Source organism: Nocardiopsis alborubida (assembly GCF_012396365.1).
In the GTDB taxonomy this organism is placed as follows: domain Bacteria; phylum Actinomycetota; class Actinomycetes; order Streptosporangiales; family Streptosporangiaceae; genus Nocardiopsis; species Nocardiopsis alborubida.
Window position 1 is genome coordinate 48019 of the sequence record NZ_JAAXPG010000021.1, and the last position, 15232, is coordinate 63250.

A 15232-nucleotide genomic window follows, 5' to 3' on the forward strand; every position below is an offset into this window, starting at 1 on the left:
CGTCCCCGGACGGCGCGCGGCCGCCCCGGATGGTCCGGAGCGGCCGCGCGTGCGTTCGGCCTCGTCGGGAGGCGGGTCAGGTGCGGCGCCGGTAGGCCCACACGGCCAGCGGGAAGAAGACCGCGGTGATGATCGCGGCCCACACCACGGTCCACAGCACCGGGCCGGTGGCCTCGCCCGAGCCCAGCATCAGGGCGCGCATGGCGTCCACGACGTGGGTGACCGGGTTGTTGGCGGCCACCACCCGCAGCCAGCTGGGCATGTCGTCGGGGCTGACGAACGCCGAGCTGCTGAAGGTCAGCGGGAACATCAGGATCATCCCGAACGCCTGCACCGCCATGGGGGTGCGCACGATCATGCCGATGAAGGCCGACATCCAGCACAGCGCGAACGCGAACAGCAGCACCAGGGCGGCCGCGACGACCACGCCCACCACACCGCCCCCGGGGCGGAACCCGATGGCCAGGCCCACCACCAGCACCATCACGACGGTGATCGAGTACCGGACCAGGTCGCCGAGGATGGCGCCCGTCAGCGGGGCCGAGCGGGCGATGGGCAGGGACCGGAACCGGTCGAAGATGCCCTTCTCCACGTCCTCGCTGAGGGAGAAGCCGGTGCCCAGCGTGGCGAAGATGACCGACTGGGCGATGATGCCGGGCATCAGGAAGTCGCGGTAGGTCTGCCAGTCGCCCATCATCGCCTGTCCGAAGACGAAGACGAACAGGGTCACGAACATGACCGGCTGCAACATCAGCCCGAAGACCTCTTCGGGGTTGGCCCTGATCTTCAGCACGCTGCGCGAGGCCAGTTGCAGGCCGTTGCGCACGGTGATCAGCGGACTGATCCGCTCGGGGGTGGTCGGTGCGTCCTCCGGCCGCGCCGACGGCGTCCGGGTCGTCACGGCACTCACGCTCGTGTCCCTTCGTCAACGGACCCCCGCGGGGTCTCCTCCTCGGCGGCGTGCCCGGTCAGGGCGAGGAAGACCTCGTCCAGGCTGGGCTTGCGCAGTGACAGTTCGGCGACGGTCACGCCCTGCTCGTCCAGGCGGCGCACCACCTCGGGCAGGATCCCCGAGTCGGTGACCGGGACGCTGGCGAGCAGCCCGTCGGAGGACACCGGCGTGCTGGTGACCGCCTCGATGATCCTGGTGGCCAGGGACAGCTGCCCGGTCTCGACGGTGCGCACCTCCAGCACCTGGTTGCCCGCACGGCTCTTGAGCTCCTCGGGTGTGCCCTCGCTGATCACCCGGCCGTGGTCGAGCACCATGAGGTCGTCGGCCAGCTGGTCGGCCTCCTCCAGGTACTGGGTGGTGAGCAGGACGGTCACACCGTCGTCGACCAGGCCGCGCACCACGTCCCACAGCCCGTTGCGGCTGTGCGGGTCCAGGCCGGTGGTCGGCTCGTCCAGGTACAGCAGCGAAGGGCGGCCGACCAGGCTCGCGGCCAGGTCCAGCCGTCGGCGCATGCCGCCCGAGTAGGTCTTGGCGGGGCGGTCGGCGGCGTCGGCGAGCTCGAAGCGCTCCATCAGCTCGGCCGAGCGCGCCCTCGCCCCGGCCCGGTCGAAGCCCAGCAACCGGGCGATGAGCACGAGGTTCTGGGTTCCGGTCAGGTCGGCGTCGACCGCCGCGTACTGGCCGGTCAGCCCGATCAGGCGGCGCACCTGGTGGGGTTGGCGCGCCACGTCGAAGCCGCCCACCTCGGCGTGCCCCTCGTCGGGGCGCAGCAGGGTCGCCAGGATGCGCACCGTCGTGGTCTTCCCGGAGCCGTTGGGTCCCAGGACGCCCAGCACGGCCCCCGTCCTGGCCCTCAGGTCCACGCCGTCCAGGGCCCGTTTGCCCTTGAACTGCTTGACCAGGCCCTCCGCGCGGATGGCGTCAGTCATCGCTCCTCCATGTGTCAACGTCTGCTGTCAAGTCTGACCAACCGGTCTGACAGAACGCTGACAGCGCCCGACGGAGAAACCCTGAGGAAACGGGCGCCGGTGTCAGCGGGTGTCAGGGCGCGCGCCCCGCCGGCGAACCGCCGGGAGGGCGGCGCCGCCGTCGTGTACAGCGGCCCCGCGGCGGAGGGGCGGACGGAGGACGAGGCCCTAGACTCGTGCGCGTGATGGACACCCCCGCAACCCCCGGCCCCCAGGAGCCGCCGCGACCGCCCGGGACCGAAGCGGTCGTGCGGCTGCGCCCCCCGCTGCGCCGCGTGAGCGGTCGGGCGATCGGCGTGTGGACCCTGCGCCTGCTGTTCGCCAGCGTGGTCCTCCTGCTCCTGCTGTCGGCGGCCGCCTGGGCGGTCTCGTCGCTGGGCTGGACGTGGATCCCGCCGTGGGCGCGGGACAACGCCTGGCTGCTGCCGGCCGTCTACGCGCTCTACGCCCTGGTCAGGGTCGCCGTCGTCCCCTCCTGGAGGTACCGGGTCCACCGTTGGGAGGTGGCGGGGGACGTCATCTACACCCGGGCGGGCTGGGTCAGCCGCTCCTGGCAGCTGGTCCCGGTCAACCGCCTACAGACGGTCGACCACACGCAGGGGTGGTTGGAGCGCGTGTTCGGCGTGGCGACGCTGGAGGTGCAGACCGCCTCCTACGCCGGGTCGTCCACGATCGAGGGGCTGGACGCGGAGGAGGCGCGCCTCCTGAGCGAGGAACTGGCCGTGCGCGCCGGCGCGCTGCGGGACGACGCGACCTGATGGACGGACACGGCGAACACCACGGCCCGCCGGACCCGGCCGCCCCCGACGACCACGGCGGCTGGGTCGCTCCCGGAAGCAGCCCCGCGCCGTGGGACCGGCGCACCGGGGGGACCGCCGACCAGAGCCCGAACGTCGGTCCCCAGGTGCCCTGGAGCCCCGGCGCCCACGCGCCCCGGGACCCCGGCTCCGAGACGCCCCCGGACCCCGGCGCCCACGCGTCCGGGGGCCCCGGGGAGGACCGCCCGGACGGCCCCCGCGACTGGTGGGACGGGCAGGGCGGTGACGGCGCGGAGCTCTTCGGGGCCGAGCGCGCCCGCCGCCTCAGTCCCCGCAGCGTGGTGGTGGGCCCCATCAACCAGATCAGGGGCCTCCTGGTGCCGATCGCCGCCGGGCTGGTGCTCGGCGGGTTCAACGCCTGGGTGCTCGCCGCCACGGGAGCGACCGTCGTGGCCCTGCTCGTGGGCGGGATCATCACCTGGCGCACCACCCGTTACGAGGTCGCCGGGGACCGGCTGGAGATCCGCCGGGGCCTGCTCCGCCGCTCCCAGCGCACCATCCCGCTGGAGCGGGTGCGCGGCGTGGACGTCACCAGCACCCTGCTGCACCGGCTGCTGGGCGTGGCCGTGGTCCGGGTCGAGGCCGCCGCGGGTTCCGCGGGCGGCACCGAGGACGGCAAGCTCGACGCCGTGTCGGCGGGCGAGGCCGACCGCCTGCGCCGGGTGCTGCTGCACCGCAGGGCGGTGCTCACGGGCCGCGGGGCCGCCGCGTCGCCCGCCGCGCCAGGCGACCCCGGCGCGGGGGAAGGCGCCCCGGGGCCCGGGGAGGCGTCCGGCGTCCCCGGGGACGCCGACACCGTCACCCACTTCGCCATGCCCCGCTCGTGGTACCTGTACGGGGCGCTGAGCCTGGGGTACCTGCTCACCCCGTTCGCGGTCCTGGCCACGCTGTTCGGGATGGTCCAGCAGACCGCCGGGGAACTGGCCACCGACTACCTCGTGGACTGGGTGACCACCTCCGACCACAACCTGATCCTGCTGTCCGTGGCCCTCTTCGCCGGTGCGCTGGTGCTGTTGATGCCGGTGTTCGCCGTGGTCTCCTACGCGCTCACCCACTGGGGCTTCACCCTCCGGGAACGGGACGGCTCCCTGGTCGCCGAGCGGGGGCTGCTCACCCGGCGCAGCGTGACGCTGGAGAAGCGCCGTATCCGCGGGTACGAGTTCCTGGACAACCCCCTCGAACGCCTGCGCGGGGCGGTGCGCCTGCGCGCCATCGTCACCGGGCTGGGCGACGCCGCCAACCGCGCGGTGCTGCTGCCCATCGGTCCCCGCACGGTGGTCGGGGACGTCGTCGACCGCGCGCTGGCACGGTACCGGGGCGGCCTGAACCGGCATCCGCGCGCCGCACTGTACCGCCGCCTGACCCGTTCCTCAGGGCCGTTCGTGCTGGTCCTGGCGGTCGCCCTGGCCGTGGACGCGGCGTGGCTGGCCTGGGCGGCCGGAGCCCTGGCGGTGCTGGGCGTGCCCCTGGGCGTGGACCGGTACCGTTCCCTGGGCCACGGCCACGACGGCGAGCGGGTGAGCGTGCGCTCGGGTTCGCTGCGCCGCTCCCAGGCGACGGTGGAGTACTCGGCGGTGATCGGCTGGACCTGGACCCAGACCCTCCTCCAGCGCCCGTCCTCGCTGGCCGACCTCCAGGTCACCGTCGGCGCGGGCGCGGGAGGCTACACCGCGCAGGACGCGTCGTTCGAGGACTCGGTGGCCTTCGCCGCCCGGGCCACCCCCGAGATGGTGCGCCCGTTCCTGGTCGGCCCGGAGGACGCGGAGCCGGACGGCGGGGACGGGGCCGCGCGGCGGGCCCCGCACGGGCCGGAGCACAAGTGAGGGAGGGGCCGGCCGCACCGTGCGGCCGGCCCCTCCCCGCGGGCCTCTCCTACCTCTCCCCCGTGAGAGGGCGACCGGCTTCATGGCTGGATCCTCCCGCCTTCAGACGGGAGGGGATGTCAATCGTCCTTCTTGGAGCCGAACATGATCTCGTCCCACGACGGGACCGAGGCGCGTCGGCCGCGGCCCTTGCGCTTGGCCGCGGAGGGACCGCTGTTGGCGGCGGCCGGGAGCGCGGCCGCGGGCGGCTGCTCGGCGGCGCGGCGCGGGACGCCGTTGTCGTTGAGGTCGATGGTGGCGCGGCGTCGGCGCGGGGCCGGTCGCTGCTGGGCGGGGCTCTCCGCTGCGGGCGGGGCGGCCTCGGGCTCGACCGGCCTGGCGGGACGGGCCTCCAGCCAGTCCGTCCGCCGCTCTGCGCGGCGGCGCTCCTCGGCCGCGGGCTCGTCGTAGGCGGCCGGCTCCTCCCTCCGCTCGGGACGGCGGCGCTCCCGCACAGGGGGCTCGTCGCGGGCGGCGGTCTCCGGCCAGCGCTCGGACTCGGCCCACTGTTCGGGCTCGGACCGGCGCTCGGACTCGTGCCACCGTTCGGGCTCCGTCCGCCGTTCGGGCTCGGCCCCGCGCTCGGATCCGGGCCACCGCTCGGGCTCGGTCCGCGGGGCGGGCCTCTCCTGACGCGGTCGCTCGTACCGCTCCGCCTGCGGTTCCGGGGACCGGTCCCACTCCGGTGACCGGTGTCCGGCGGTCCGCTCGCGCTCGGCGGGCCGCTCCGGGGCCCGCTCCCGCTCGTCGGGACGGCGCTCGGCGGGGTGGTGCTCCGCGGCGGCCGGACGCGCGGGCGGCGCCGAGCGCAGCGGCTCGTTCCGGTGCGCGGCGGACGACGGACGCAGGGGCGCGGGACGTTCGCGTTCGGAGAACGGCTGGGACCCGGACCGGGGCAGGTCCGCGGTGGTCTCGGTGCGGCGCGGGGCGAAGGGCGTCACGGTCGCGCCGGGGGAGGACACGGGTTCGGGGTCGGGGGAGGAGAACCGGGCGGCCTCCTCGTCGGCGGGGGCCACGCTGTTGTGTCTGGGCTCGTACAGCCAGTGGGCGACGCGCTCCTCGCCGCCGTGCAGGAAGACGAGCTTGAGCTGCCAGGACCGGTCCTCGCGCTTCCACGAGTCCCACGCCGCGTCACCGGTCTCCAACTGGTGCGCGCCGATCCGCTTGGTGACCAGCTCCTCCAGGGAGGGGCCCGGGGCGGCGTCGCCGTGCGCGCGCACGCTCGCGCGCTGGGCCTGCTGGGCGATGTACTCGCGTTCCTGGAGGACGGGGCCCTCGAACCAGCGGACCCGTTCGATCGGGATGCCGGAGATCTCGGAGATGGCCTCCGCGGTCTCGCCGGACCGGATGCGGGCCTGGATTTCCTTGGGGCGCAACGGATTCTCCACTTCGATCTCGTACTGGCCGAGCCGGGAGAACTGGCCGCGTACTGCGGCGCGGAGGCGGTCGTCGACGGGCAGCGTGAAACGGGTTCCACGGCCGGCGCTGGCGAGCACCAGGTAGGTGCCGTCCTCGCTCACGGCCACGAGGCGAAGCTCGTGCATCGCCCTCCCTTTCGCGTCCCGTCGAGGGCAGGTCCCGCGACCCACCCCCGCGTTCTCCAAGTCTGGTCGGCCGACAACTGTTCGGCCAGTACCGCGCCCGGCATGTCCGAACTGTGTGCCCGCCTCCCGGTCCGCGGCTGTCGCCGCGGTGGGAGCCGCCCCGGGGGTACCCGGGGCCCTCACGGTCGCTTCGTTGCCAATCTTGGCACGCTTACCCTTCCGCGACCGGGAGCGATCGCGGGGGAATGTCGCCGATCCCGCACGAGGGCTCAGCCGTGATGGTATCCCGCGTCTCCCGAATCCCCCCAGGTCTGGGAAAAACTCCGATCCCGGACCGTTCCGCGGGTAGGCGGACCCTCTGGGGCGCAACTCGACACGCCGATGTGTACCAGAGAGTGATGCTTCTTATTTCATGGCGTTATCGGAAACCTGTCGCCCTTAGCCTGAGTTATCAAGCTATGGGCGAAATGTGAAGTTCGGGGTCTGTGGGGCTGTATGCCCCACCACACGCCCATCCCGCGCTGACAGTTCCCGTCGCGCCCGCGCGCGGCCGACGAAGGGGGGACGACCGGATGGGTCGGACCGCACACCACGACGACCAGGAAGAAGGGGAGGAGGGCGCCAAGAGGAAGAAGTTCGACCTGAGCGTCTCCCAGGTCGCCGGTGCCGGCGCCGCGACGTTGGCCGCGGCCACCGCGGCCTCCTACCTGAACGTGTACGGCACGGTCATCGGCGCCGCCGGGATGGCCGCGCTCAGCACACTCGTCAGCCCCCTGTTGCAGCACTGGTTCTCGCGCGGGGGCGAGCAGGCCAGGCAGCTGGCCGGACGGGCCTCCGGCCACCAGGGCGCCGCGGCGGTGCCGGACGCCCCGGGGGCGCCGGTGGCGCCGCCGCCCGAGGGCATCTCCGAGACCGCCCTGCTCAGGCAGGTATCCGAGACCGGGACCCCGCCCCCTTACCGGGGTGAGGAGGACGCCGACGCCACCCGCACCATGGCCCTGCCCGTGCTGGACGGCCGCACCCGGACACAGGCCGATCCCGGCGCCACCGCGCGGATGCCCGCGGTCGGCCCGCGGCGCCCGGACCCGGTCGTCCCCGACGAGCACGGCGGCTCCGACGGCGCGACCGGCGCCCGTGAGGACGGTCGGCGGCGCGGCTGGCGCTCCCTGGCCGTCCCGGCCGCCGCGGTCTTCGTCCTGGTCATGCTGGTCATCCTGTTGTTCGAGCTGTTCACCGGGCGCTCGCTGACGTCCTGGACGCAGGGCTCGGAGGAGCCCAGCGCGCCCACCCTGTTCGGCGGCAGCACCTCCGCGCCCCCGGCCGAGGAGGCCGAGCCCGAGAACCAGGGGACCGGCGACGACACCCCCGACCCCTCGGTCGGGGACCGGGAGGAGGCCCCCGGTGCCGACCAGCCGACCGAGCCCGCCCCCGAGACCGGCGCGCCCGGAGACGAGGGGACCGGCGGCGGTACGGAGGAGGACGCCCCCGACGGCACCGGCGGGACCACCGAGCCCACCGCACCGCCGGAGGGCGACGGCGGGACCCCGGACCCGGGCGGGCAGACGCCCGGCCCCGGGACCGGCGAACAGGGCGGCGGGGAGGCCGTCCCCGAGCCCCCGCCCGCCGTGCCCCAGACGGGCTGAGCACGCCTCGCGGCGGCCGGGCCCCTCAGCGGTCGAGGACCGCCGGGTCCAGCCGCCGCAGGCGCTCGGGGTCGGCCAGCACGTCGATGGCGGCGATCCTGCCGCCCGTGACGGTGAAACCCATGACGGACACCGCGCGCCCCCGCACGACCACGACCACCCCGGCGGCCCCGTTGACCAGCACGGGCCGGGCGAACGGCGACAGGCCCCCGAAGGTGACGGCCTGACCGGCCACGGCCCGCGCGCCGGTGACCACCAGCGTGTGCCGGGCGCGCGCGGCGCCGCCGTCCGAGCGCAGCACGACGTCGGCGTCCAGCACGCTCACCAGGCCGTCGATGTCGCCGTCGCGGGCCGCGGCGAAGAACGCGTCGACGACCTGGCGCTGGAGGGCCGGGTCGGGGTCGGGGACCGGCGCCCGCCCGCGTACCCGCCTGCGCGCCCGGCTCGCGAGCTGCCTCGCCGCGGCCGGGGAACGGTCGATCATCGGGGCGATCTCCTCGAAGGGCACGGCGAACATGTCGTGCAGCACGAAGGCGAGCCGCTCGGCGGGCTTCAGCGTCTCCAGCACCACCAGCAGCGCCAGCCCCACGGTGTCGGCCAGCACCGCCTCCCGCTCGGGATCGCCGCCCTCCTCACGGCTGACGACGGGATCGGGCACGCGCACGTCGAGGGGCTCCTCGCGCCGCCGCTCCCGCGAGCGCAGCGTGTTCAGGCACACCCGCGCCACCACGGTGGTCAGCCATCCGGCGAGGTTGTCGATCTCCTCGGCGCCGCCGCGGTGCAGGCGCAGCCATGCCTCCTGCACGGCGTCGTCGGCCTCGCCCGCCGAGCCCAGGATCCGGTAGGCCACCGCGCGCAGGCGGGGCCGGTGCTCCTCGAAGAGTCCGGCCAGCCGTGCGTCCTCGTCCATCTCTCACGTTCCCCTTCGACGCGGCGTCACGTGGACGACCCCGCGGGCGCTGCCGATGTTACCGATTCCCGGACGGGGCGCGCGGTCCCGCCCGGTCGCCGGTACCGTCGGCCCGTCGTCCGAACCGGTCATTCCAGCACCCGCTCCAGGTAGGCGTTTCCGAACCGGCGCCCGGGGTCCACGCGGTCCCGCACCGCCAGGGCCCGGTCCAGCATCGGGTAGACCCCCTCCAGGTACGAGCGGTCGCGGGTGTGCATCTTGCCCCAGTGCGGGCGCCCGCCCACGGAGGTGAACAGCGCCTCCAGGTCGGCGAAGTAGGCCTCGTAGGGGGTCCCCCCGTACATGTGCACCGCCACGTAGGCGGTGTCGCGCCCGTAGGCGGTGGACAGCCACACGTCGTCGGCCGGGGCGAAGCGCACCTCCACCGGGAAGCTCACCCGGTGGCCGCCCCGGTCCACGATCGACCCGGCCTCACGCAGCACGTCGGCCAGGTGCTCGGCGGGGACCGCGTACTCCATCTCCACGAACCGCACGTCGCGCACCGAGGCGAACACCCGGTACGAGGCGTCGGTGTAGCTGCGCGCCGACAGGGCGCGAGAGCTGATCCGGTTCACCGCGGGCACCGCGCGGGGGAAGCGGCGGCAGACCCGGTTGACGCCCTCGAAGAGCGTGTTGGACAGGAACTCGTCGTCCAGCCACGCCCGGAAGGGCGACAGCGGTTGGGCCGGGCCCGCACTGATGTTGTTGCGCTTGGTGTTGGTGTTGCCGGTATGCGGAAACCAGAAGAACTCGAAGTGGTCGTTGTCGGCGCGCAGCTCCGGCAGGCGCTCCAACACCTCCTCCAACCGCATCGGCTCCTCGCGCGCGTGCAGCAGGAAGGCCGGGCGCACCGCCATGGTCAGCGCGGTGACCACGCCGAACGCGCCCAGGCCCACCCGCGCCGCGTGGAACAGCTCCGGCTCCCGCTCGGCCGAGCACTCCACCACCGAACCGTCGGCGAGCACCATCTCCATGCCGACCACCTGGGCGGCCAGCCCGCCCGCGTCCCGGCCGGTGCCGTGGGTGCCGGTCTGCACCGCGCCCGCCATGGTCTGCACGGCGATGTCGCCCATGTTGGCCAGGGCCGTCCCGTGCCGGGCCAGCACGTCGTTGAAGTCGCACAGGGGCAGGCCCGCCTCGACGGTGGCCGTGCCCGCGGCGGGGTCGACCGAGCGCACCCGGGTCAGGGAGGTGGGGGAGAGGAGGAGGCCGTCGGTGACGGCCACGTCGGTGAAGGAGTGACCCGTGCCGACCATGCGGACCCGCAGGTCCTCGGCGGCGGCCGAGGAGACCGCCGCGGCGACCTCCGCGGTGCTCCCCGGAGCCGCCGTGCGCCTGGGGTGGGCCCGGTGGGTGCCCGCCCATGTGTGCCACGTCACATCTGTCATGCGGCGACATTACCGACCGGTCACCCGCGCGGCCAGAGCCGGGTGCCCTCCGGACGCGGCACCCGGACACGAGGAGGCCAAGACCACAGGACACGCATCCGGGGGGTCGCGCGAGCGGGTCCGGAGGAGCTGGTTTCATAAGAGCTGTGAGCTACTACGACGCGTTTTTGCTGATCTCCTTCGGCGGCCCGGAGGGGGAGGACGAGGTCATCCCGTTCCTGGAGAACGTCACCCGGGGCCGCAACATCCCCCGTGAACGGCTCGCCGAGGTCGGCGAGCACTACTTCCTCTTCGGCGGTGTCAGCCCGATCAACCAGCAGTGCCGCGACCTGCTCGCCGCGGTCACCGCCGACTTCGCCGCCAACGGGATCGACCTGCCCGTCTACTGGGGCAACCGGTTCTGGGCCCCGATGCTCACCGACACCCTCGCCCGGATGAAGGAGGACGGTGTGCGCCGCATCCTGGCGCTGCCCACCTCCGCGTACTGCAACTGGTCCAGCCGCACCGCCTACGAGGAGGACATCGCCCGCGCCCGCGCCGCGCTGGGCGAGGACGCCCCCGAGGTGGACCTCATCCGGCCCTTCTACGACCACCCCGGGTTCGTCGAGCCGCTGGCCGATCACACCCGCGCCGCCCTGGACGCCCTGCCAGACGGGCAGCGCGAGGGCGCGCACCTGCTCTTCTCCGCGCACTCCATCCCCACGACGATGGCCGAGGCCAGCGGCGGCCCCGGCCAGGCCTTCGGCCCCGAGGGCGCCTACGGCGCCCAGCTGGCCGAGGTGGCGCGCCTGGTGGTCGGGCGGCTCGACCGCGACTACCCCCACGAGGTCGTCTACCAGAGCCGCAGCGGCCCGCCCAGCCAGCCCTGGCTGGAGCCCGACGTCAACGACCGCATGGAGGAACTGGCCGCCGAGGGCGTGCCCGCCGTGGTCGTGGTCCCGCACGGCTTCGCCTCCGACCACATGGAGGTCAAGTTCGACCTCGACGTGGAGGCCCGCGACACCGCCAAGAAGCTCGGCATCGGCTACGAGCGCGCGCTCAGCCCCGGCACGCACCCCGCGTTCGTGTCCATGGTGACCGACCTGGTCCGCGAGTACGCAGAACGGGCCGAGCCCCGGCGCCTGAGCTCGCTTCCGCGCTGCACCGACTGCTCGTGCCCGGCCTGAGGCGCCGAACCACGCGGTCGACGGACCCCCGCCGTCGGCCGCGGTCGACCCCGGCCGGTCGGCACGGGGTTGTCCACAGGCCTGGAAAGGGGCTTTGTGCGGCGGTCCGCGGCGGGCCATCCTGGAGCGGGGGCCTCCCGCGGTCCCTCGCGGACGCGCGCCCCGACCGGGCCCGCCGCCCCGGACGTGTGGGAAGGTGAGTAAACACTGCTGACACCGCCCGCGGGAGGGCGGGGAACCACAGTTGCCCCACGGCCCGCTCGACAGTGTCCGCCCCGACCACACGTCGACGTTCAGGGAGTATGTGTCTTGGTCCGTTCCTGGTATGAACTGCCGGAGTACGTCCGACTTCGCCGCGTCAACGGACTGCGCCTGTCGCCGGACGGAACCCGTCTGGTCGCGCCCGTCAGCGGCCTCGCCCCCGACGCCAGGTCCTTCCGCAGCGCCCTGTGGGAGATCGACACCGCCCCCGGGTCCGAGGGCGGGCGCGCCCCCAGGCGCCTCACCCGCTCGGCCAAGGGCGAGAGCGGCGTCGGCTTCCTCCCCGACGGTTCGGTCCTGTTCACCACCGGCCGACCCGACCCCGAGGCCGAGGCCGACACCAAGGCCCGGACCGCCCTGTGGCTCCTGCCCGCCGACGGCGGCGAGGCCCGCCAGGTCGCCTCCCGACCCGGCGGCATCGGCTCCTTCACGGTCGCCCGCGACTCCGGCCTGGTCGCCCTCACCTCCGACACCCTCGCCCGCAGCGAGGACGAGGAGGCCGACAGGGAGGCGCGCAAGGCCCGCGAGGAGGCCGGAGTCACCGCCATCCTGCACGAGGCGCTGCCCGTGCGCTCCTGGGACAGCGACATCGGCCCCGGACACCCCCGCTACCTGGTCGCCGAACCGCCCGCGGACGAGGACTCCCGGCTCGGCGAGCCGAGGGACCTGACTCCCGACGCGGGCATGGCGCTCCTGGGCGCGAGCGGCGACCTCACCCCCGACGGCACCACCCTGGTCACCGAGTGGCAGGTCCCCGTCGGCCGGGGCGCCCGCCGCCGCGACGTCGTCGCCATCGATACCGCCACCGGCCGCCGCCGCACCCTGGCCACCGACCCCGACCACGACTTCGACAACCCGCTCGTCTCCCCCGACGGCCGCCACGTCCTGCTCGTGCGCAGCTCCCAGGGCGACTACGACGGCGAACCCCGGGACGAGACCGCCTGGCTGGTCGACCTGGCCACCGGACAGGGCCGCGACCTGCTCGCCGACCACGAACTGTGGCCCCGCGAACTCGCCTGGGCCGCCGACTCCGGCGCGGTGTTCCTCGTCGCCGACCAGGGCGGCCGCCGCCCCGTCTTCCGGATCGACCTGGCCAGCGGCGCGCTCACCCGCCTCACCGGCGACCACGGCGCCTACGGCAACCTCAACCCGTCCCCCGACGGCCGCCACGTCTACGCCCTGCGCGACGCCTGGGACTCCCCGCCCGCGCCCGTGCGCCTGGACGCCGACGCCGCCGACGGCCGGCCCGTACGCCTGCGCACCCCCGGCTCCGAGCTGACCATGCCCGGCACCCTCACCGAGATCGAGGCCACCGCCGACGACGGCACCCCGATCCGCTCCTGGCTGGTGCTGCCCGAGGAGGCCTCGGCCGACTCGCCCGCCCCGCTCATGCTCTGGGTCCACGGCGGCCCCTACATGAGCTTCAACGGCTGGTCCTGGCGCTGGAACCCGTGGCTGCTCGCCGCGCGCGGCTACGCCGTCCTGCTGCCCGACCCCGCCCTGTCCACCGGCTACGGCCAGGACATGCTCCGTCGCGCCTGGGGCAGGTGGGGGCCGCGCACCTTCGCCGACGTCATGGCCGTCACCGACGTCGCCGAGGCGCGCGAGGACATCGACGCCGAGCGCACCGCCATGATGGGCGGCTCCTTCGGCGGCTACATGGCCAACTGGATCGCCGGGCACACCGACCGGTTCAGGGCCATCGTCTCCCACGCCTCCCTCTGGGGCCTGGACGGCTTCAACGGCACCACCGACTACCCGCCGGTGTGGGAGCGCGAGTTCGGCACCCCGCTGGAGCGCCCCGAGCGCTACACCCTCAACTCCCCGCACCTGCACGCGGACCGCATCCGCACCCCGATGCTCGTCATCCACGGCGACAAGGACTACCGGGTGCCCATCTCCGAGGGCCTGCGCCTGTGGCGCGACCTGCTGCTGCACGAGGTGGACGCCAAGTTCCTGTACTTCCCGGACGAGAACCACTGGATCCTCACCCCCGGGAACGCCCGGATCTGGTACGAGACGGTCTTCGCCTTCCTCGACCACCACGTGCACGGCAAGGAGTGGAGCAGGCCCGAACTGCTCTGAGCCCGCACACGACCGGCCGGGGCCGCGCCCGCGGCCCCGGCCGGACCCGCGTCCGGGACGCACCCCGGCGCGCGACACCACGCCACGGAGGACAGCCAGTGAGTACCACCCACGCCGCATCCGACCGCGAGAGCCTGCGCGACCTCGCCGTGAGCGTGGCCGCGGAGGCGGGGGAGCTCGCCGCCAAGGGGCAGGCGGGCATCACCGTGCTCGACACCAAGTCCAGCCCCACCGACGTCGTCACCGAGATGGACCGGGCCACCGAGGAGCTCATCCGGACCCGCCTGCTCGCCGCGCGCCCCGACGACGCGTTCCTGGGTGAGGAGGGCGGCGGCGAGGGCGGCACCAGCGGGGTGCGCTGGGTGGTCGACCCCATCGACGGCACCGTCAACTACCTGTACGGCCGGTCCGACTGGGCCGTGTCCGTCGCCGCGGAGGTCGACGGCGTGGTGGTGGCCGCCGCGGTGAACGTCCCCCGGCTCGGCGAGGCCTACGAGGCGGTGCTCGGCGGCGGCGCGCGCCTGAACGGCCGCGTCCTGGAGGCCCCGCCCGCCGTGCCGCTGGAGCAGGCCCTGGTGGCCACCGGCTTCGGGTACTTCCCCGAGCGCCGCGTCCAGCAGGCCAGGGTCCTGCTGGAGGTGGTCCCGCACATCCGCGACATCCGCCGCGGCGGGTCGGCCGCGGTGGACCTGACCGGGCTCGCCCTCGGCCGCTGCAACGCCTACTACGAGCGCGGCCTCCACCCCTGGGACTGGTGCGCACCCGGCCTGGTGGCGAGCGAGGCGGGCCTGCGGCTGGGAGGCCCGCGCTCGGGACCGCCCAGCAACGACCTGGTCATCGCGGCCCGCCCGGAGCTCTACGGCGCCCTGGAGGCCCTCCTGGCCCCGCTGGGCGCCGACACCGACGGCTGACGGGGACCGGCGTCCCGTGACAGCTGCCGGGACCGACACCCCCGGAACACACGGGGGCGCGGCGGGCCGTGGGCCCGCCGCGCCCCCAGTGCTTCTCGTGCTTCTCAGGCGCAGGTGTCGACGCCGTTGCGAGCCGCGATGCGGTACAGGTCCTCAAGCTCCGACGCATGCGTGTCGGCGAGGAAGTCGTCTCCGGCGGCCTGAGCGGCCTGGAACGACCGGTAGGTCTCGTTGATGCGGACCTTGATCTCCGCGAGGAACTCGCCCATTGCACCTCTTCCAGGGGTAAGCGCCGGGGCACGGCGGTGCTCCGGCGCGGAATCCGTTCGCGCACGCCATGGCGTCCGCACGGTCGAAGTGTCACGTCCCTGTGACATGCGTGCACGTCGCGGTCCGGCCCGGGGCCGGTGTCCACGCGCGCATCTTCCCTCTGTACCCCCGCGGCACCTCGGCCCAAACCACCGAACCCCGGCGTGATCCTTCCGTGACCCGACCCTCGGCCGTCCCCGCCACAAGGCGACCGGCCCCGCCGCCCCGGGCGGGGGGAGCATCCCGGAGACCGGGGGGGAGCGTTCCGGGAACCGCCCTGCCGGGGCGGGCGCCGGGTCGTCCGATGCGGATTACACCACGTGTCGGACAAGGGTGTCCCATGACACATTTTCCCGGGAGGGCTGGTGCTTACTTG

Annotated in this window: 12 protein-coding genes; 6 read left to right on the forward strand and 6 right to left on the reverse strand. The window is 74.3% G+C overall.

Annotated elements, in window-relative coordinates:
- Window positions 1–76: 76 nt before the first annotated feature.
- A complete protein-coding gene (locus HGB44_RS21100) occupies window positions 77–910 on the reverse strand; it encodes an ABC transporter permease (RefSeq protein ID WP_061082602.1) in 834 nt (277 codons plus the stop codon).
- On the reverse strand, window positions 907–1881 hold the full coding sequence (locus HGB44_RS21105) for an ATP-binding cassette domain-containing protein (protein WP_061082603.1): 975 nt from the start codon (window positions 1879–1881) through the stop codon (window positions 907–909). Before HGB44_RS21105 ends, HGB44_RS21100 begins: the two co-directional genes overlap by 4 nt.
- Before the next feature lie 224 nt (window positions 1882–2105).
- Between HGB44_RS21105 and HGB44_RS21110 the strand changes: the two genes are divergently transcribed.
- Complete coding sequence (locus HGB44_RS21110; protein ID WP_082768551.1) at window positions 2106–2678, forward strand: PH domain-containing protein; 573 nt, start codon at window positions 2106–2108, stop codon at window positions 2676–2678.
- Window positions 2678–4561: a PH domain-containing protein gene (locus tag HGB44_RS21115; RefSeq protein WP_061082604.1), complete on the forward strand. Its 1884-nt coding sequence runs from the start codon at window positions 2678–2680 to the stop codon at window positions 4559–4561. The genes HGB44_RS21110 and HGB44_RS21115 overlap by 1 nt, the downstream gene beginning before the upstream one ends.
- 119 nt (window positions 4562–4680) lie before the next feature.
- On the opposite strand, the gene sepH is transcribed toward HGB44_RS21115, so the two are convergent.
- Entirely contained in the window at window positions 4681–6144 is a 1464-nt protein-coding gene (gene sepH / locus HGB44_RS21120) for a septation protein SepH (protein ID WP_061082605.1), read from the reverse strand.
- 572 nt (window positions 6145–6716) lie between these two features.
- Between sepH and HGB44_RS21125 the strand changes: the two genes are divergently transcribed.
- The gene (locus tag HGB44_RS21125) at window positions 6717–7787 is read left to right on the forward strand and encodes a hypothetical protein (RefSeq protein WP_061082606.1); all 1071 of its coding nucleotides are present in this window, start codon (window positions 6717–6719) and stop codon (window positions 7785–7787) included.
- A 25-nt stretch (window positions 7788–7812) separates the two neighbouring features.
- Here HGB44_RS21125 and HGB44_RS21130 read toward each other — a convergent pair whose 3' ends face one another.
- Window positions 7813–8697, reverse strand: a complete 885-nt coding sequence (locus tag HGB44_RS21130) for a sigma-70 family RNA polymerase sigma factor (RefSeq protein WP_061082607.1) — start codon at window positions 8695–8697, stop codon at window positions 7813–7815.
- Between the two features lie 128 nt (window positions 8698–8825).
- Window positions 8826–10124: a D-arabinono-1,4-lactone oxidase gene (locus HGB44_RS21135; protein WP_061082608.1), complete on the reverse strand. Its 1299-nt coding sequence runs from the start codon at window positions 10122–10124 to the stop codon at window positions 8826–8828.
- Window positions 10125–10270: 146 nt separating this feature from the next.
- On the opposite strand from HGB44_RS21135, the gene HGB44_RS21140 reads away from it, so the two are divergent.
- The 3 genes from HGB44_RS21140 (at window position 10271) to HGB44_RS21150 (ending at window position 14547) form a co-directional block, all read left to right on the forward strand.
- Complete coding sequence (locus HGB44_RS21140; protein ID WP_082768550.1) at window positions 10271–11290, forward strand: ferrochelatase; 1020 nt, start codon at window positions 10271–10273, stop codon at window positions 11288–11290.
- A 309-nt stretch (window positions 11291–11599) separates the two neighbouring features.
- Window positions 11600–13636 (forward strand): S9 family peptidase, encoded by a 2037-nt coding sequence (locus HGB44_RS21145; RefSeq protein WP_061082609.1) that lies wholly within the window; start codon window positions 11600–11602, stop codon window positions 13634–13636.
- Between the two features lie 98 nt (window positions 13637–13734).
- Complete coding sequence (locus tag HGB44_RS21150; RefSeq protein ID WP_061082610.1) at window positions 13735–14547, forward strand: inositol monophosphatase family protein; 813 nt, start codon at window positions 13735–13737, stop codon at window positions 14545–14547.
- A gap of 104 nt (window positions 14548–14651) precedes the next feature.
- On the opposite strand, the gene HGB44_RS21155 is transcribed toward HGB44_RS21150, so the two are convergent.
- Window positions 14652–14816, reverse strand: a complete 165-nt coding sequence (locus HGB44_RS21155; protein WP_013153904.1) for a hypothetical protein — start codon at window positions 14814–14816, stop codon at window positions 14652–14654.
- Window positions 14817–15232 lie beyond the last annotated feature (416 nt).